The organism is Polyangium sp. y55x31 (assembly GCF_029946505.1).
In the GTDB taxonomy this organism is placed as follows: Bacteria; Myxococcota_A; Polyangia; order Polyangiales; family Polyangiaceae; genus Polyangium.
Window position 1 is genome coordinate 188,021 of sequence record NZ_JARZHG010000018.1, and the last position, 18,401, is coordinate 206,421.

The 18,401-nt window shown below is 67.4% G+C and carries 12 protein-coding genes; 6 read left to right on the forward strand and 6 right to left on the reverse strand.

Annotated elements, in window-relative coordinates; genetic code table 11:
• Positions 1-43 precede the first annotated feature (43 nt).
• Together QHF84_RS28395 and QHF84_RS28400 are read right to left on the reverse strand one after the other, a co-directional pair.
• The gene (locus tag QHF84_RS28395) at positions 44-703 is read right to left on the reverse strand and encodes an ATP-binding cassette domain-containing protein (protein ID WP_281316587.1); all 660 of its coding nucleotides are present in this window, start codon (positions 701-703) and stop codon (positions 44-46) included.
• 10 nt (positions 704-713) lie between these two features.
• Entirely contained in the window at positions 714-2,555 is a 1,842-nt protein-coding gene (locus tag QHF84_RS28400) for a serine/threonine-protein kinase (protein ID WP_281316588.1), read from the reverse strand.
• A gap of 523 nt (positions 2,556-3,078) precedes the next feature.
• On the opposite strand from QHF84_RS28400, the gene dnaN reads away from it, so the two are divergent.
• The 3 genes from dnaN (at position 3,079) to gyrB (ending at position 8,258) form a co-directional block, all read left to right on the forward strand.
• Positions 3,079-4,203 carry a DNA polymerase III subunit beta gene (gene dnaN, locus QHF84_RS28405; protein WP_272416899.1) on the forward strand — a complete coding sequence of 375 codons (1,125 nt, stop codon included), beginning with the start codon at positions 3,079-3,081 and terminating at the stop codon, positions 4,201-4,203.
• Between the two features lie 123 nt (positions 4,204-4,326).
• A complete protein-coding gene (recF, locus tag QHF84_RS28410) occupies positions 4,327-5,457 on the forward strand; it encodes a DNA replication and repair protein RecF (protein ID WP_281316589.1) in 1,131 nt (376 codons plus the stop codon).
• 257 nt (positions 5,458-5,714) lie between these two features.
• Positions 5,715-8,258 carry a DNA topoisomerase (ATP-hydrolyzing) subunit B gene (gene gyrB / locus QHF84_RS28415; RefSeq protein ID WP_281316590.1) on the forward strand — a complete coding sequence of 848 codons (2,544 nt, stop codon included), beginning with the start codon at positions 5,715-5,717 and terminating at the stop codon, positions 8,256-8,258.
• An 89-nt stretch (positions 8,259-8,347) separates the two neighbouring features.
• On the opposite strand, the gene QHF84_RS28420 is transcribed toward gyrB, so the two are convergent.
• The gene (locus tag QHF84_RS28420; protein WP_281316591.1) at positions 8,348-10,726 is read right to left on the reverse strand and encodes a VCBS repeat-containing protein; all 2,379 of its coding nucleotides are present in this window, start codon (positions 10,724-10,726) and stop codon (positions 8,348-8,350) included.
• A gap of 137 nt (positions 10,727-10,863) precedes the next feature.
• Between QHF84_RS28420 and clpB the strand changes: the two genes are divergently transcribed.
• Both clpB and serS read left to right on the forward strand, forming a co-directional pair.
• On the forward strand, positions 10,864-13,473 hold the full coding sequence (clpB, locus tag QHF84_RS28425) for an ATP-dependent chaperone ClpB (RefSeq protein WP_348652883.1): 2,610 nt from the start codon (positions 10,864-10,866) through the stop codon (positions 13,471-13,473).
• A gap of 37 nt (positions 13,474-13,510) precedes the next feature.
• Complete coding sequence (gene serS, locus QHF84_RS28430) at positions 13,511-14,809, forward strand: serine--tRNA ligase (protein WP_281316593.1); 1,299 nt, start codon at positions 13,511-13,513, stop codon at positions 14,807-14,809.
• Between the two features lie 181 nt (positions 14,810-14,990).
• Here serS and QHF84_RS28435 read toward each other — a convergent pair whose 3' ends face one another.
• From QHF84_RS28435 to QHF84_RS28445, 3 genes are all read right to left on the reverse strand, one after another.
• Positions 14,991-15,734 (reverse strand): sigma factor, encoded by a 744-nt coding sequence (locus QHF84_RS28435; RefSeq protein WP_281316594.1) that lies wholly within the window; start codon positions 15,732-15,734, stop codon positions 14,991-14,993.
• Entirely contained in the window at positions 15,724-16,203 is a 480-nt protein-coding gene (locus tag QHF84_RS28440) for a carboxymuconolactone decarboxylase family protein (RefSeq protein ID WP_281316617.1), read from the reverse strand. Before QHF84_RS28440 ends, QHF84_RS28435 begins: the two co-directional genes overlap by 11 nt.
• Positions 16,204-16,481: 278 nt before the next feature.
• Complete coding sequence (locus tag QHF84_RS28445; protein WP_281316595.1) at positions 16,482-17,540, reverse strand: hypothetical protein; 1,059 nt, start codon at positions 17,538-17,540, stop codon at positions 16,482-16,484.
• Positions 17,541-18,075: 535 nt separating this feature from the next.
• Between QHF84_RS28445 and QHF84_RS28450 the strand changes: the two genes are divergently transcribed.
• Complete coding sequence (locus QHF84_RS28450; RefSeq protein WP_281316596.1) at positions 18,076-18,273, forward strand: hypothetical protein; 198 nt, start codon at positions 18,076-18,078, stop codon at positions 18,271-18,273.
• Positions 18,274-18,401 lie beyond the last annotated feature (128 nt).

Genomic DNA, 18,401 nt, shown 5'->3' on the forward strand with positions numbered 1-18,401 from the left:
CCCATTCGCAGCGACGATCCATTGTGTGGTTTTTTTGCGATGGTCAGGCGGTAACGCTATCGACCACCCGACCCCGGTCGAGCACGAGGCGCGCGCCGGCCCGCTCGCGAAAGAGCTCCGGCTCGTGCGAGACGACGACCACGGCCGCGCCCCGCGCGACCTCCTCGTCGACCACCGCGAGCAGCCGCGCCACGCCCGCCTTGTCGAGGCCCGTCGTCGGTTCGTCGAGCAGAACCAGCGAAGGCTCGTGCGTGAGCGCCCGCGCGAGCGCGATGCGTTGCCGCTGCCCACGCGAGTACGTCCGCACCGGCCGCTCCGCGAACGGCCCAAGCTCGAACCGCGCCGACGCCCGCGTCCACGCCTCCGCCGCGTCGAGCCCCACGAGCCGCGCCGCGAGCTCCACGTTCTTCCGACCCGACAGGTCCGGGTACGCCATCGTCTCGTGCGAGACCCAGCCAATCTCGGCGCGCACCGCGAGCAGGTCGTCGCCGAGCGGCTCGTAGAAGACCCTGCCCGCCGTCGGCTTGATCACCGTGCCGAGGATGCCGAGCAGCGTGGACTTGCCCGAGCCGTTCGCGCCCTCGATGACGAGCAGCTTGCCGAGCTCGATCGTGAGGCTCACGCCGCGCAAGGCCACGGTGGGGCCATAGGCCTTGATGAGGCCCTTGCCGACGATGCGAGTGAGGCGCGGCGCTCGACTCATCCGCCCTGGCTCACGACCCCTTCCCGGGCACCGGACGCGCCGGGAACGGGCGCACGAGCGTCGGCCGGTCGTCGGAGACCGAGGGCCGGTCGTCGTTGAACGAGGGCGGGTCGACGAGCGTGCGCTCGTCGTCGTCGTCGTCGGTCACGGGGCGCGCCGGCGGGATGGGGCGCGGCGGAGGCGGCGGCAAGGGTGCCGCAGCGTGGACCGGGATGGGCACGGGCGCAGGGTGCGGCGGCGCCGAGGGCGGCGGCAGCGGCGCGGGCGGAGGCGGCAGCCACGCTTGACGACCGCTGCCCACGCCCATGCTCGCGAGTTGCCCCGCCGGCATGGTCGGCGGCGGGCCACCCGAGGAGGCGGCGGCCTGGGGCGCTTGTTGCTGCGCGGCGTGTGGCGGCGGCGGCAGCGGCGCAGGCGGCGGCAAGGGGGGCGGCAGCGGCGCGGGCAAGGACGGCGCAGCGGCGTGAGGCGCGGCGGCGTGAGGCGCAGCGGTGGCCTGGTGCGGCGCGGTGACGGTCGTGGGCGGGGCCGCGCGGCTCGACGGTGGTGGGCCCGCGTTGCCGGTGCCCTGCTTCGACGAGCGCGGCGGCGCGATGGGCAGGCCGAGGTCCTTGCGCGAGAACGAGAGCACCATCGTCTCGTCATCGTCGTCCTCGGAGAACGACATCTTCGCCGGCGGCAGCGGCGCGCGGCGCGAGGGCGGCGGCGCCTCGGGCTCGAGGGCGCGACGCAGCCCGTCCTGGAACTCGAGGGCGTTCTGGTAGCGGTCCTCCCGCATCTTGGCGAGCGCCTTGTCCACGACACGCTCGAGCCCACGCGTGACGTTCGGACGCACCTCGGAGAGCGAGCGGTGCTTCGAGGTGAGGATCTGCACGAGCAACGCGTTGTAGTTTCGCGCGACGAACGGGCGCCGGCCCGTGAGCGCTTCGTAGAGGATCACGCCCGCGGCCCAGAGATCGACGCGGTGGTCGAGCCCGCGGTCGCCGCGCGCCTGCTCGGGCGCCATGTAGTACGGCGTGCCCATGACGATGCCGGGCATCGTGAGGTCGGTCGACGTGTCTTCGTCGATCGCCTTGGAGATGCCGAAGTCGAGGAGCTTGGCGATGGGCGGCACGCCCGCCTTGCGGACGAGAAAAACGTTCTCGGGCTTGAGGTCGCGATGGATGATGGCCTTTGCGTGCGCGGCCGTGAGCGCCGAGAGCACCTGGTGCATCACGTCCGCGACGTCGCGCTCGGGTAACGCGCCGTCGCGCTTGATGCGCTGGTCGAGCGTCTCGCCGACGAGCCGCTCCATCACGAGGTACGGCGTGCCGTCTTCGAGGCGGCCGAGGTCGTAAATCTCGCAGATGTTCGGGTGACCGATCGAGCCTGCGATACGCGCCTCGTGCTTGAGGCGCGCGACCGAGTCGGCCTGCTGCGCGTGCTTCGGGTGCAGCACCTTCACCGCGACGATGCGGCCGATGGCCAGGTGCTCGGCCTCGTACACCGCGCCCATGCCGCCCTCGCCGAGCAGCGCCTTCACGCGGTACTTGTCGCCGATGACGTGCCCGACGAGGTCACGCCTCGCGAGCCTGTGCGAGCTCTGCGACGAGGGGCCGTTCTGCTGGTTCGGGGCGGCGCCGGGCGGTGCCGGTCGAGCGTTCGCGACGGGCGCGGGGGCGGGCACGCGGGCCGCGGGGATGCCCATGGGCCGCGGGATGCTCGGCGCGGGCGGGATGAACGAACGCGGCGTGTGCATCGCCTGGCGCGGCGGCAGACTCGATCCTGGCCCGATGGCGAGCCCCGTCGCCGGGCAGATCACGAGTCGTTCGTCGTGCCGGATGCCGCAGTGGCGGCAACGGAGTTCGCTCATCGCGAGAGCCCTACGTTCGGCCATTCCGTCGCGCGCGGCCACTGCAAAATCGCTCGGCGAACTCGTTTTCGTTCCAACGACGCAAGCTCACGCCGAACGCGGACGCGCGCGCGACGCGCTCGGTCTAGAGGTGCTCGTCTGGACAGGCACGGCGCATACAGCCGAACAGGGGCAAGCTGGGGATAACTTCCGGTGATCCCAGGGTCTGCCTTGGGGAGAGAACCGGGCCCGACCGTCCGACCGTCCGACTCTCCCCGACCCGACCCCGGGGTACCCCCGAACGATCCACAGGGGGGTGGCTCCGTAAGTCATCGAAATCATAGGCCGATCCAGAGTTTTCCCCATCGTCCACAGGCCCTACGATGACGACCTGATCTAGATCTAAAGATCTTCCCTAGATCGGAGGGGAACCGGTGAGCCTGGTCACGTTTGCCTCGGTCATCTTTTCGGCCTTCGCCCCGCCGATAACCCTGCTAAGAGGGACCGACCCGCTGCTTTCCCGCCGCGGCGGAGTTGAAGGGCCATGGACCTCGTCATCGCGAAGAAAGATCTGCTGCGCCTCGTCGACCGCTGCCAGGGCGTCGCCGACAAGAAGAGCGCCATGCCGGTGCTCGCCAACGTGCTGCTCGCCGCCGACGGGAACGCGCTGCGCGTTTCCGCGACCGACCTCTACCTCGCGGTGAGCGGTCAGACGGCGGCCGAAATCGTGAGCGCAGGCTCCGTGGCCGTTCCGGCGAAGGACCTGCTCGACCGCGTGAAGGCCATGCCCGACGGGCCCATCCAGGTGACCGCGCGCGAGGGCGCGCAGACCGTCATCAAGGCCGTCGGCTCGCCGCGTCGCTACACGCTGCACGGCATGCCCGGCAGCGAGTTCCCCCAGCTCCCGAAGCCCGCGCCCGACGCGCCGTCGCTGGAGCTACCCGTCGAGCTCCTCTCGCGGCTCATCGAGCGCACGCACTTCAGCATCTCGACCGACGAGACGCGCGCGCACGTGAACAGCGCGCTCTTCGAGTGGGCCGGCCATCGCGTCCGCATGGTCACGACGGACGGTCACCGGCTGTCCAAGATGGAGGTCACGCTGGAGGGCACGAGCGCGACGGCGACGATGCTCATCCCGCTCAAGGCCATCCACGAGCTGCGCAGGCTCACGAGCGGCGTCGACAAGGAGACGCCCACGGTGCACATCACGCAGAGCGGGCCGAACGCGTTTTTCGGCGTCGGTGGCATGACCTTCTCGGTGAAGCTCGTCGACGCGCAGTTCCCGCCCTACCAGCAGGTCATCCCGAACGTGAGCGACCGGAGCATCCGCGCGCCGCGCGCCCAGCTCGCCGAGGCCCTGCGCGCCGTCTCGCTCGCCGCGAGCGACCGCACGGGCGGCGTGAAGCTCACGGTGACGTCGCGCGCGCTGCGCATCACGAGCGAGAGCCCCGAGAGCGGCAACGGCTTCGACGAGGTGCCGATCGACTACGATGGGCCCGAGGTGACGATCGGCTTCAACGCGAAGTACTTCCTCGATGTGCTCGCGGCCATCAACGACGACGAGGTCGTCCTCGGCGTGTCGGGCGAGCTCGACCCCGCGGTCATCCGTCCTGCGACGGAGTCGGCCGCGGAGAGCTATGTCTCGGTCATCATGCCGATGCGGATTTGACGACGAACTGAAACGCACGCACGTCTCCGATACACCCTCACCCCTCCGATCCCCCTCACCCCTGACCCCTCTTCCTCCGGGAGAGGGGTCAGAAGCCAGACACACGGGGGTGAAAAAACTCCCATGAATCGCCTCGAGCTCGAACGGCTCACCGTGCGCGGCCTTCGCGTCCTCTCGCGGGTGGACATGGAGCCCGCGCCGCGGCTCAACGTCGTGTGGGGCAACAACGGGCACGGCAAGACGAGCGTGCTCGAGGCGATTTACTTCGCCGCGACTTCGAAGAGCTTTCGCACGTCGCGCGTGGGCGAGCTCGTGCGGCACGGCGAGGAGGCGGCGAGTGTGAAGGCGCGTTTCGTCGAACGCGGCGGCGCGCTGCCGGCGCTCGCGCGCGAGCAGACGGCCGCGGTGCAGGGCAAGAGCGTCGCCGTGCGCATCGATGGCAATCGGCCGCGCGCGCTCGTCGAGTACGCGACGCGCTCGCCCGTGGTCGTGTTTCATCCGGAGGAGCTCACGCTGTCGAGCGGGCCCGCGCAGGGACGGCGCACGCTGCTCGACCGGCTCGCGCTCTTCACGCGGCCCGAGAGCGCCGAAGCGCGCGCGCGGTATGCGCATGCGCTCAAAGCGCGGCAGGAGCTCTTGCGGCGGGGCGCGGACATACCTTCGAGCGATACACGTGAGCTCGACGCGTTCGAGGAGCTCTGCGCCGAGCATGGCGCGGCTCTCACGCGGGCGCGCGCGGCGGCGTCCGAGGCGCTCGTCGTCGAGCTCGCGAGCGCGTTCGCGCAGATCGCGGCGCCCGACCTCCGGCTCACCGCGCGATACGCGCCGGGAGGCTCGGCCGACGTGGAGACGGCGCGCGCCGAGCTTTTGCGGGGCCGAAAGCGGGATGCGTTCCGGGCGTCGGCGGGGTTTGGCCCGCATCGCGACGAGCTCGAGCTCATGCTGGATGGGCATCCGGCGCGTGTGGTCGCATCGCAGGGGCAACATCGCGCGCTCACGCTCGCGCTCAAGGCGGCCGAGACGGCGACGATCGCCAAAGAGCGGGGCATCGAGCCCTTGCTTCTGCTCGACGACGTTTCGAGCGAGCTCGATCCGGAGCGTACGGGCGCGCTCTTTTCATTCCTCGCGCTCCATCGTGGTCAGATTTTCCTGACGACCACGCGCCCCGAGCTCATCCGCGCCGAGGACATACCGGCCGAGGGACGGCGTGACTTCCGCGTGTTTCGGGGCGAGCTCGACGAGGGCGCGGGCTGACCTCGGGCCGCGCTTCCGCGCCTCGACCGTGCGTGCGTGAAACGGGCACCAATCGGGCGTGATTTCCTCACGAAAAGGGCCCCGCCACGCTTGCCCAAGAGGCACAAAAAGGCTAGATTTCCGCGACTCCAAACGGCCCCCGCGCGCGTGACCAGAAGGCGTCCGCGCTCGGCCCGAGGAACCTCTCGACCCGCGCGAACGTGCGGGTCGGAACGAACCGATCGGCCCGACGTTCGGGAGCCGAAAGCACGAGACCGATGACGACCGAACCGACGAGCATCCAGCAAACCGAATCCAAGACGACCGCGGGCCAGGCTTACGACGCGAACAGCATCACGGCGCTCGAAGGCCTTGAAGCCGTGCGCAAGCGCCCGGGAATGTACATCGGTGACGTGCACGACGGCTCGGGGCTGCACCACCTCGTCTGGGAGGCCGTGGACAACGCGGTCGACGAGCACCTCGCGGGGCACTGCACCGACATTCGCGTGACAGTGCACTTCGACGGATCGGTATCCGTGGAGGACAACGGCCGCGGCATTCCGGTCGGCATGCACGCGAGGGGTGTCTCCGCGGCCGAGGTCGTGATGACCGTGCTCCACGCGGGCGGCAAGTTCGACAACGCGAGCTACAAGGTCAGCGCCGGCCTGCACGGCGTGGGCGTTTCCGCGGTGAACGCCGTCTCCGAGTGGCTGAAGCTCGAGATCAAGCGCGAGGGCAAGGTCTGGTTCCAGGAGTACGAGCGCGGCGTGCCGCGCAAGCCTTTGAAGGCCCTCGGCGAGACGGACCGGACGGGCACGAAGGTGTCGTTCAAGCCGGACGCGCAGATCTTCACGGTGACGGAGTTCAATTACAACGTCCTCGCCAATCGCCTGCGCGAGCTCGCGTTCTTGAACGCGGGCCTCATCATCAACCTGGAAGATCAGCGCCCGAACGGCCGCAGCGAGACATTCCACTACAAGGGCGGCATCGCCGAGTTCGTCGCGCTCCTGAACCAGGCGCAGGAGGCGATTCACGACGACGTCATCGCGTTCGTGGTCGAGGGCCAGGCCGAGGCGGCGGGCAACGGTGGCTCGAAGCCCGTGCCGCCCATCACGGTCGAGGTCGCGATGCAGTGGAGCGGCTCGTATACCGAGCAGATCTATTGCTACACCAACAACGTCCACAACAAGGACGGCGGCACGCACCTCGCTGGCATGCGCTCGGCGCTGACGAAGACGATCAATCAGTACGGCAAGGCGCAAAACCTGTTCAAGGAGCTCAAGCAGGAGCTCGCGGGCGAGGACATCCGCGAGGGCCTCACCTGCGTGCTCAGCGTCAAGCACCCGGACCCGTCGTTCGACTCGCAGACGAAGTCGAAGCTCGTGTCGAGCGAGGTGAAGGGCATCGTCGAGCGCGCCGTGACCGACAAGCTCGGCCAGTATTTCGAGGAGCACCCGCAGGGCGCGAAGAAGATCATCGAGAAAGCGGTGCTCGCGGCGCGGGCGCGTGAGGCGGCGCGCAAGGCGCGTGAGGTCATCCGCAAGGGCTCGCTCGACATCACCTCGCTCTCGGGCAAACTCGCCGATTGCCAGTCGAAGGATCCCGAGAAGAGCGAGGTTTACATCGTCGAGGGCGACAGCGCCGGCGGCAGCGCCAAGATGGGGCGCGACCGCCATTTCCAGGCGATCCTCCCGCTCCGCGGCAAGATCCTGAACGTCGAGCGCGCGCGGCTCGACCGCATGTTGAGCTCGGCCGAGGTCGGCACGATCATCACGGCGCTCGGTTGCGGCATCAGCGGCGTGCGCACGGCGCGCGGCGAGGGCGAGGACAAGGACGACGATGGGATCGAGCTCGGCAAGCTCAAGTACCACAAGATCATCCTGATGACCGACGCCGACGTCGACGGGTCGCACATTCGCACGCTGCTCTTGACGTTCTTCTTCCGGCAGATGCGCGAGGTGATCGAGCAGGGTCACCTCTACATTGCGCAGCCGCCGCTGTTCAGCGTGCAAAAGGGGAAGAAGAATCCGATTTACCTCAAGGACCAGCGAGCGCTCGACGAGCACCTCGTGAACCACGCGGTCGACGAGCTCGTGCTCGCGTCGAAAGCGAACCAGGAGCGCAAGCTGCTCGGTGAGCCGCTCAGGCATATCGCGCACGAGCTCAAGCGCTTCAAGGTTGCGCTCGGGAACCTCGACAAACGGTGCGACGCGCGCATCGTCGCCGCGGCCATCCGCTCGACCCGTCTCGCCCAGGAGGACCTCCGGGACGCGGCCAAGGTGGAGACGGCGCGGCGGGAGCTCAAGGCCTATCTGGAGCGGCGGTATCCCGATCTGGCGCCGCTCGAGGTCTCGACGGCGTTCGATCCGGAGCATGGCGCGCACCGCATCACCGTGACCCCGCGCGCCGGCGCGTCGAGCCGGGTGAGCGTGCTCGATTGGACCCTTTGTGGGCAGCCCGAGTACACGGATGCGCTCGGAATCGAGCGCGCCGTGGAGGATTCGCTGGGGCCGGCGCCGTGGGTCGCCATCTCCAAGGGAGACGAGGCTGAAATCGAGACGAGCGAGGCTCTCATCGAATACCTCGAGCAGCGTGGTCGACGCGGCATCGCGATCAAGCGTTACAAGGGCCTCGGCGAGATGAACGCGGAGGAGCTCTGGGAGACGACCATGAACCCGGACGCCCGCACGCTGCTGCAGGTGAAGATCGACGACGAGGCCGAGGCTGCGCGGCTCTTCGCGATTCTGATGGGCGAGCAGGTCGACGAGCGGCGGCGCTTCATCGAGGTGAATGCGCTGAACGTGAAGAACCTCGATATCTGAATCGGTGGGGAGCGATTGTCCGCTCCCCCGTCAGAATCGATTCCCTCACCCCCCTCGGGTCGCCGTTCGAGGGGGGTTTCCTTTTTCAGTCAGTTCGGACCGCCTTCACAAACGCCGCTGCCCTGGGCGACGTTGTTGTCGGTCCGGCATTCGTGCCATGCGTGCGGCGGCGATTGATCGTCGACGACGACGTAGATCTTCTTCGCCCCGTCGAGCACGCCGGGCGGCGGCATCGGCAGGGGGAGGGTCACGTCCTCGGCTTCGGCCGGATAAAGCACCTTCGTGGTCATGACGGGGCTACCGGGCAGGGGCATGCCGCCGTTTGCCGGGTCGTCCAGGTAAAACCCGATGTTCACGCCCGCCGGCACGGCCGCCTCGCCGATGTTGCGCACGCGCGCGACGAGCCCATACGTCGGGCCTCCGCAGATCGGGAAGACCGTGGCGACGAGGTCCGGCGCCGAGAACTCGCCCGAGGGCTGCACGTTTTGCCGGAAATTGTTGAGCTTCGGCTGCTTGTAGTTCGGCAGCTCCACCATCGGGATCGTCCCGTCCTCTTCCACGTTCGTCACGTGATACCCGTGCTGGTTCCACACCCGGCGCGTGCGGACCCAGTTACCGTTTTTATCGCCGAAGATCCGCACGCCCGCCGTCTTCGAGCCGTCCGCGCAGGTGAAACTCGAATACGAGTTCGACACGACCACGATGTCGGCCTGCCCGTCGTTGTCCACGTCGGCGACCAGCGGATACTCGTAGAGCGTGCCATTCGTGTTGCACGTCTCGTAGAGCACCGTCCCGTCGGTCCCCGAATAGACGTGCATCATCTTCTCGTCGGCGTAGACGACCTCGGCCTTGCCGTCGCCCTCGAAATCGAAGACCGAGCTGCCCGTCGAGGCGGACGAGCAATCCTGGGTTTGCCGGATCCAGAGGAGCGTCTCGGCGTTCGGGATCGCGGGGTCCATGAGCTTCTTGCCGTCGAACACCGCGTATCCGACGCCGCCCGCCATCGCCACGTCCGGCGTGCCGTCGCCATTGAAGTCCGCCACCGTGGGCGGGCCGCCGCCTTGCGTGTAGCCCGTGCTGTTCGTGGGGCAGAGCGCCGGATTGAGGGTGCCGTTGATGTCGATGCCCGTACGCACGACCTTGAAGCCGCTGGGCTCGTTCGGATCGACGCGCCAGATCCGGAGCTCGTGGTTCGAGTTGTAGATTCCAATGACCTCGGGGATGCCGTCCTTGTCGAGATCCCCGACGGCGGGGAAGCTCGCGACGAGGCCGGAATCGACGAGCAGCGTGCCGTCGGCCTTGTACGCGCGCCTCCCCGTGACGATGTCGAGCTTGCCGTCGGCGTCGATGTCGGAGACCACGACGTTCGAGGTGTTCGCCGGGTTCAAGGTCGCGACGGTCGCGCCCGTCTTTCCGTCGAGGATCTGCGATTCCACGACGACCTCCACGTCGCCGTCCTGATCGAGGTCCGCGAGCGAGGGCATGAAACACGTGCCGGCCTCGCTGAGCCATAGCTGCGCGCCCGTCGCCGTATAAGCGCGCGCGCGGCCGTCGGTCGTGCAGACCACGATCTCGTTGCCCGGCATGCCGTCGATGTTGCCCGCGGCGATCGAGCGGCCCGGATGGTTCTGGCTCGTCGCGCCCGCGTTCGCCGTCCACTTCTCGACGACCTGGCCATTGACGATCGAAATGGCGTGGAGCGTCCCATTTTCGTTGTACTTGTTCGTCTGGAACGTGAGGAACACGATCTCCGGAATGTCGCGCTCGTCGACGACGCCGTCACACGTATCGTCGTCGAGCTGGATCACGACGGGCGCCATCATCACGCTGTCCTGCGTGCTCGGCGCGGACGGGTTTCCCCACGCATACTTGAGCACCGGTTCGAACTGGCCGACGGGCGGCTTGTACTCGCATTTCGCGAGGCACGTGATCGGGTCGTTCGGGCCGGGCTCCATGCCCGGCGCGCATTCGGGCGGCTGCGGCAGACATTTGCCCGTCGCGGGCGTCACGCCGCCCTGGCACGAGCCTCCGCCCCCGCCGCCGGGCATGCCCGGCTCGCCGAGCGCATATTCGCAGTAGGAGCCCGCCGGGCATTCGGTCGCGTCGATGCACGTCGCGCCGGGGACCACGCATTGCTGGAACGAGCAGACCTCCGCGTCGCCGCAGCAAGCCGTCCCGCAGGCCTTGTCCTGCGTGCAGCACACGCCGCCGGACGTGCAGACGCCGCCGTCGCCGCAGGCCTCGCCGGGCGTGCACCCGGTGGTCCCGCTGTCGCCGAAGAGGTCGCCGCCGTCGCCGCCCTGGCCGCCGCCGCCTTGGCCGCCCTGGCCGCCGCTGCCGCCCGAGGACGTGCCTGCGGACGCGCCGCTGCCCGTCACGTTGCCATCACCGCACGAGGCGAGCGCGGCCGCGAGGGATGGCACCGCGAGCGCCGTGAAAGCGAGAAAAGAGAGCCGGTGTTTTCGCATGAGGGCGCATCTTCGCCGAGGGCGCCCGTCCGTGTCGATCGCGAAGAACCCGGAAAGGATCCCCGAGCGTGTGACCTCTTCGGTCGCTTGGCAAGGGCCTTGCTAGCGCGAGATCCGGCCTTAGTTTCGGTCGTGCCATGCGGATCGATAGAATGACGACCAAGGCCCAGGAAGCGGTTCGCGCTGCCGTCGACCTCGCGAGCCGGCGCGGGAATCCGGAGCTCTATCCGGAGCACCTTTTGCGAGCGGTCATCGCTCAGGAGGATGGGATCGGGGCGCCGCTCCTGGAAAAGGCGGGCGTCGACCCGGGGCGTGTTTTGCAGGCGCTCGACGCCAAGATCGATAGCTACCCGCGCGTGAGCGGCGGCGCCGAGCCGAGCTTGTCGCGACGCGCGCTCGGCCTGCTCCAGAAGGCCGAAGACGAGATGAAGGGCCTGAAGGACGACTTCATCTCCACCGAGCACCTCCTGCTCGCGGCGCTGAAGAGCGACAAGGACACGTCGCAGCTCCTCGAACGTACCGGGCTCAACCACGACAAACTGCTCGCGGCGCTCACGCAGGTGCGCGGCAATCAGCGCGTCACGGATCGGGACCCCGAGGGCAAGTTCCAGGCGCTCGACAAGTACACGCGTGACCTCACGGAGCTCGCGCGGCGCGGAAAGATCGACCCGGTGATCGGCCGCGACGAGGAGATTCGCCGCACGATCCAGGTGCTCTCGCGCCGGTCGAAGAACAACCCCGTGCTCATCGGCGAGCCGGGCGTCGGCAAGACGGCGATCGTCGAGGGCATCGCGCAGCGCATCGTGGCCGGCGACGTGCCCGAGTCGCTGAAGGACAAGAGGATCGCGGCGCTCGACCTCGCGGCGATGGTCGCGGGCTCGAAGTTCCGCGGCGAGTTCGAGGACCGGCTGAAGGCCGTGCTCAAGGAGATCGAGGGCGCGCAGGGGCGGATCATCCTGTTCATCGACGAGCTGCACACGCTCGTCGGCGCGGGCGCCGCCGAGGGCGCGATGGATGCGGCGAACATGCTCAAGCCCGCCCTCGCGCGCGGCGAGCTCCGCTGCATCGGCGCGACCACGCTCGACGAGTATCGCAAGCGAATCGAGAAGGACGCGGCGCTCGAGCGCAGGTTCCAGCCCGTGTTCGTGGGCGAGCCGAGCGTCGAGGACACGATCGCGATCCTGCGCGGGCTCAAGGAGCGGTACGAGATTCACCACGGCATCCGCATCCAGGACGCGGCGCTCGTGGCGGCGGCGACGCTCTCGCACCGCTACATCACCGAGCGATTCCTGCCGGACAAGGCGATCGACCTCGTCGACGAGGCCGCGAGCCGCATCCGCATGGAAATCGAGAGCCTGCCGACGCCGATCGACAACGTCGAGCGGCAGCTCGTCAAGCTCGGCATGGAGGAGCAAGCGCTGCAGCGCGAGCAGGACAAGGCGAGCAAGGCGCGGCTCGAGGACGTCAAGCGCGAGATGGCCGAGCTCCAGGCGAAGCGCGACGCGATGCGGGCGCAATGGATGCGCGAGAAGGAGCTGCTCACGGAGATCAAGAAGACGAAGGAGTCGATCGAGCAGCTCCGCCTCGAAGAGGAGCGCGAGAAGCGCCGCGGCGACCTCGGCAAGGCGGCCGAGATCCATTACGGCAAGATCCCCGAGGTCGAGAAGAAGCTCGAAGGGCTGCGCGAGTCGCTCAGCAAGCTCCAGGAGAAGGGCAGTTATCTCAAGGAGGAGGTCACGGACGAGGACATCGCGGCCATCGTGTCGAAATGGACCGGCATTCCGGTCTCGAAGATGCTCGAAAGCGAGATGCAGAAGCTCCTGCGCCTCGAAGACGAGCTGCGCAGGCGCGTCGTGGGGCAGGACCACGCGCTCGTCGCGGTGTCGAACGCCATCCGGCGGTCGCGCGCGGGGCTCGGCGAGGAGAAGCGGCCGATCGGCTCGTTCATGTTCCTCGGGCCCACGGGCGTCGGCAAGACGGAGCTCGCGCGGGCGCTCGCCGAGTTCCTCTTCGACGACGAGAAGGCGATGGTGCGCATCGACATGAGCGAGTACGGCGAGCGGCATACGGTCGCGCGGCTCATCGGCGCGCCGCCCGGATACGTCGGCTACGAAGAGGGCGGTCAGCTCACCGAACCCGTGCGGCGGAGGCCGTACACGGTGGTGCTCTTCGACGAGATCGAGAAGGCGCACCCGGACGTGTGGAACGTGCTCTTGCAGGTGCTCGACGACGGCCGATTGACCGATGGTCAGGGGCACACCGTCGACTTCAAGAACACGATCCTGATCCTCACGTCGAACCTCGGCACGCCGGCGGCGATGGCGGTCGAGGAGCGCGAGGGGCTCGACCCGCGGGACAAAGCCGAGCTCGTGCGGCGCGTGGTGCTCGAGGAGGTGCGCAAGAACTTCCGGCCGGAGTTCCTGAACCGGCTCGACGACATCGTGGTCTTCCGCAGGCTCGAACGGTCGGAGGTGGAGAAGATCGTCGACATCCAGCTCGCGCAGTTCGAGAAGCGCCTGGCGCGGCGCGGGATCTCGATGACCGTGGCGCCCGCGGCGAAGGCCTTCCTCATCGAGCAGGGCTGGGATCCGCAATACGGCGCGCGGCCGCTCAAGCGGAGCATCCAGCGCTACATCGAGGACGAGCTCGCCAAACGGCTGCTCGCCGGCGAGTTCAAGACGGGCGATACCGTCTCGATCGGACGGGCGGGCGACGGCCTGACCTTCACGAAAGTGACGTACAACTAGGCTGACATCGGCGGAGGTCTCGGCTAAACCGGCCCCCATGCTGGACCTCCGCCACGTCGTCGATCACATGGACGACGTCCGCGCCGCCTTGGCGCGGCGCTCGCCCGCGGCCGCGGCCGCCCTCGCCCCCATTGCCGAGCTCGGCCAGAAGCGGCGTGAGCTCATCGCGCTCTCCGAGTCCAAGGCTGCCGCGCGCAACCAGGCCAACGAGAAGATGGCCAAGGCGGACAAGAAGTCCGCCGAGTTCACGGAGCAACGCGAGGCCCTGAAGCGCCTGTCCGCGGAGATCAAGGACGCGGAGCAGGCGCTGAAGGACGTCGAGGCGAAGATCCAGGAGCAGCTCGCCCTCGTCCCGAACCTGCCCGATCCGTCGGTGCCCGACGGCAAGGACGAGCACGACAACGTCGTCGTCCGGACCTGGGGCGACAAACCGTCGTTCACGTTCACGCCCAAGGCGCACTGGGACATCGGCGAGGGCCTCGGCATCCTCGACTTTTCGCGCGGCGCGAAGCTCTCGGGCTCGCGCTTCACGGTGCTCTGGGGCGCGGCGGCGCGGCTCGAACGCGCGCTCATCAACTTCATGCTCGACCTGCACACGCGCGAGCAGGGCTACACCGAGATCCTGCCGCCGTTCCTGGTGAAGGACTCGGCCCTCTATGGCACGGGGCAGCTCCCGAAGTTCGCCGAGGACCTCTTCAAGACGCACAAGAGCGACCCCGAGCGCGCCTACGACCTGTATCTGATCCCGACGGCCGAGGTCCCCGTGACGAACCTCCACGCCGACGAGATCCTCGAAGCGGACAAACTGCCGCTCGCCTACACGGCGTACACGCCCTGCTTCCGCGCCGAGGCGGGCAGCCACGGCAAGGATGTCCGCGGGCTCATCCGGCAGCATCAGTTCGACAAGGTCGAGCTCGTGCGCTTCTCGACGCCCGAGACCTCGGCCGAGAACCACGAGACGCTCACGCGGCACGCAGAGGAGGTTCTCCGCCGTCTCAACCTGCACTACCGCGTGTCGCTGCTCTGCGCGGGCGACATGGGCGGCGCCTCGCAGAAGACGTACGACCTCGAGGTGTGGCTGCCGGGGCAGGGCCTCTATCGGGAGATTTCGAGCTGCTCGAACTTCGGCGACTACCAGGCGCGGCGCGCGGCGATCCGCTACCGGCCCGAGCCGAAGGGCAAGCCGCGGCTCTTGCACACGCAGAACGGCTCGGCGCTCGCGGTCGGCCGGACGGTGATCGCGATCCTGGAGCAGTACCAGCAGGCAGACGGCACCGTGGTCGTGCCCGAGGTGCTGCGGCCGTTCATGGGGTGCGAGGTCATCAAGGGGGTTTGAGCGCCCCCGCTCGGCGGTCTTCCGATCACTTCGAAGAGGCCGCGAACGCCTTCGCCTCTTCGAGTTGCGCGACCACCGCGATCGCCGCGGTGGTCGCGTCCGTCTGCAGGCCGTCGGGAGGCCGGCGAGGGCCGGCCGAAGAGCGCGGGGATTTGGGCAAGCGAACGAGCGACGGTTCCCGTCAGTGGTTCTGCAATCGGGTGAGCTTGTCCGGGTTGCGGGTGATGTAGATGCGGGCAATGCGTCCGTCCTCGATCTCCAGTGCGGTGGTCTGGAGCGCGCCGCCCATTCGGCTGACGAAGCCCGGCAAGCCGTCGATCACGGTGAAGGCGAGGAACTCCATCCCTTCGCCCATTTTGCGGCAGAGGCTCTCGAACATCCGCAGCAGCTTGTCCGCCCCCGTGATGACGTTCAGCACGTTGTGGACCTTGCCGCCGCCGTCGGAGTGGAGCGTCGCACCCTCGGCCAGCATTGCGGAGAGGGCCGTGGCATCCCCCGACTTGCAGGCCTCGAAGAAGGCGCGGGTCAGTTCCTCGTCCATCGGCTGGCCGAAGACGTCGTGAAGCAGGAAGGCCACGCGCTCCAGCGGCGACAGCCGCTCCAGCGCCATCATCAGCGACAGGGTCAGGTTGTCGGGCCGCAGGGCATCGTCCTCTTCCTCGATCAGCGGCTCGGGCAGCCAAGTGCCGGGGTAGGTCTCGCGGCGGCTGCGTGCCGATTTCATCTGATCGAGGCAGAGGCGCGAGACGACCCGCGTGAGCCAAGCCGCCGGTTCCTCGACCTGGGCGTGATCGCTGTTCTGCCAGCGCAGCCAGACCTCCTGCACCATGTCCTCGGCCTCGGCATGGCTGCCGAGCATCCGGTAGGCGAGACGCAGCAGCCGGGGCCGCTGCATCTCGAAGGTGGTCAGCGCCTCAGGCCGCATGGGTCTGCGCTTCGGGAAGGGTCATGCCGTGGGCGGCACGGAAGCCGATCTGAACACGGTTCCAAAGGTTGATCGTGGCGATCGACAGCGTCAGAAACGCCCGCTCGTCCTCGGTGAAGGCCGCCTCGACCAGCGCCCAGTCGGCATCGGGCGCGCCGGTCTCTGCCACCAGCGTCAACGCCTCGGTCCAGGCCAGCGCCGCACGCTCGCGCTCGGAATAGAGCGGGCTTTCGCGCCAGGCGGGCAGCATGTGCAGACGGAGCGGGGTCTCACCAGCCTTGAGCGCCTCGGCGACGTGCACCTGAATGCAATAAGCGCAGGCGTTGATCTGGCTCGCACGCAATGCCATCAGGTGCAGAAGCGGCATCTCCAGCGTGCTGGTGCGTATTCCGGCCTCGACAGCGTAGAGCGGCTTGAAGCCAGCCTCGGCACGCTTGAAGTAGTCGGTCGTGCGGGGTGTCGTCGGTATCTCCTTCTCGATCTGACACGAGCGTGACGAGGCTGGGGAAAGGGATGTGACATCGACTCGGAGAAACTTTGCGCCAACCGTCAGCTTGGGGCTCCAAGCGGTCGTCCGCCGTCACCGTCGATGACATCGCGTCCGACCGACCGAACCTCGAAAAGCAAGCGGCCGGTAAGCTCTTTGGGCCGTACGCCGAGCACGAGCGCAACGAACACTCCAACAATAACAACTCATACAAATCGACCAAAAGCATCTCGATGGGCATACACGTGGTCACACAGGGCTCATTTGAATGAGGACCCCAAACCGAGAAATAATTTTATTTGCCTCAGTTTTTCCCAGTTCGCGATTTTGTGGTCGAGACTGACTCTTATGCGCTTCAGGCGTTCGAGGCGCGCATCGATATCTTCGACGCTCAGTTCAGACACGCGGAACGCTCCCAATTCCTCATCGTCTTCATCATCGCTCACCACATCCCGGGTCGTTTCACTTTTCCGCAGCTCCTTTTCCTGCTGCATTCTCCGCTTCAACGCCACGCCGTTCGCAATCCGGATGAAGTCCGGCGCCGGTACATGGGTTCCATCTGCAAGAGTGATCTTGAAGGCCTCCGGTGGCGACACCGTCAGCATGGCACTCAGTTTCCTGAACAACGGCTGGTGCGATGCCACCGACTCATCCAGGCTCAAGAATGGCACGTCGAATACGTCGTTCTTACCTTCCTTCCGGTTCGATATCAGCTCACCAAGCTTGTTGTACACGCCTATCCGGTCGGTACTCTGCTCCAGCTGCGTGTTGATGTTCTGGCTGAGCAACCCGCCATACGAAAACTCCCTGTACCCCGCCTTGAACAAGCTCTTATAGCTTCTCGCATCATTCACCCTGGCCAATACAGAAGCCGTGAGCCTCTCCGAGGTGAAGTCCAGCGTATCCGATCCCAGTAGCAGAGCCCTAACCTGTATCCCTGTCGAATAATCTCTCGCCTTCTCTCTGGTATCGGCAACTACACCCTGACCGCGGACACCGGCAAAGAAGTACTCTTGAAACGGGATCGTATCCACCAGTTGCCACAACTCGTTGGTCGAGAGATCATCCCCGTTCACCTTTATCCTCGGGTAAACGCCGGTCTTCGTCTTGTCATACCGTATTCCCACGTTGACGCCTTTGTAGACAAAATCAAAATTCCGCCCCTTTTTCTCCCCAATGGGGTAGCCGCCATCCTTGTTCACCTCCATCGCCGTTGCGCGGTAGCCTTCCACCAGCCAATAGTCATCCATATCGAGTTCAGGCAGAGCCTTCTTGTTGAAATACACCTTGTATCCATTGTGCGGCTCTTCGATTTCCATACGTTGGATGGCTGATCCCAGCTGGGATCGGGTGGCGGCGTACCGAGAGCGCTCCGGCGTCGTTGCCTTGGGCTGCACCGCCGAAGAGCGGGGCACCGTCGCCGGATGCGGAGAGCGCTCCGGCGTCGTTGCCTTGGGCTGCACCGCCGAAGAGCGAGGCATTGTCGCCGGGTGCGGAGGGCGCTCCGGCGTCGTTGCCTTGGGCTGTACCGCCGAAGAGCGGGGCACCGTCGCTGGGTGCGGAAGGCGCGCGGCTGTGGCTGGGGACGATTTGGGGCGGCGCTGCGTCATGCTCCGGCGGAGCATAGGACCGTGCCGGCCAAAACGAAAAAGATCTGCCGCGACATGGTACGGCGTACGGCAAGCGGCACGATCGCCGGCACCCCTGGACCCAGAACCTCACCGCCGCGGATGCACGTGACAGCGAGGGCATGCATGAAAGGCGTAGGAGGACGGGGCGCCCCGCGCGCATCCTCCACACTCGCCGAACGACCCCAATTCAGCGCCGACCGGCGTCGTCGACCGTCGGCTGCCATTGTCGGACGACGCGATCTCCTCGTCCGTCGAGCAATGCTCGAACGTGCCGATCCCGGGCCTCGCAATCGGCAGCAAGGAGATCACGCCGCCCGCGTACCTGCCCGGCGCGTGCGAGCCGAGCGACGGCGAGCCCATCGGGGAGAAGGAAGACCCCGAGCAAGCCGTGACCTTCTGCTGTCGACCGCCGGCTGCGTGATCCGCGCACAGCTCGATCTGGACTCTCCCGCGATCGGCCCAAGCGTCCGACCCCCCAGGAAACCGACCCCGCGCAAAACTTGGCCGACCTCCTTCGAACCCTGTACGAGCGCCCTAGTCACGCCGAGC

Coding starts and splice junctions, on each gene's coding strand:
- QHF84_RS28420 (WP_281316591.1), bottom strand. CDS start 10,726: ATGCGAAAACACCGGCTCTCTTTTCTCGCTTTCACGGCGCTCGCGGTG.
- serS (WP_281316593.1), top strand. CDS start 13,511: ATGCTGGACCTCCGCCACGTCGTCGATCACATGGACGACGTCCGCGCC.
- QHF84_RS28395 (WP_281316587.1), bottom strand. CDS start 703: ATGAGTCGAGCGCCGCGCCTCACTCGCATCGTCGGCAAGGGCCTCATC.
- QHF84_RS28435 (WP_281316594.1), bottom strand. CDS start 15,734: ATGCGGCCTGAGGCGCTGACCACCTTCGAGATGCAGCGGCCCCGGCTG.
- QHF84_RS28445 (WP_281316595.1), bottom strand. CDS start 17,540: ATGGAAATCGAAGAGCCGCACAATGGATACAAGGTGTATTTCAACAAG.
- QHF84_RS28400 (WP_281316588.1), bottom strand. CDS start 2,555: ATGAGCGAACTCCGTTGCCGCCACTGCGGCATCCGGCACGACGAACGA.
- gyrB (WP_281316590.1), top strand. CDS start 5,715: ATGACGACCGAACCGACGAGCATCCAGCAAACCGAATCCAAGACGACC.
- dnaN (WP_272416899.1), top strand. CDS start 3,079: ATGGACCTCGTCATCGCGAAGAAAGATCTGCTGCGCCTCGTCGACCGC.
- clpB (WP_348652883.1), top strand. CDS start 10,864: ATGCGGATCGATAGAATGACGACCAAGGCCCAGGAAGCGGTTCGCGCT.
- recF (WP_281316589.1), top strand. CDS start 4,327: ATGAATCGCCTCGAGCTCGAACGGCTCACCGTGCGCGGCCTTCGCGTC.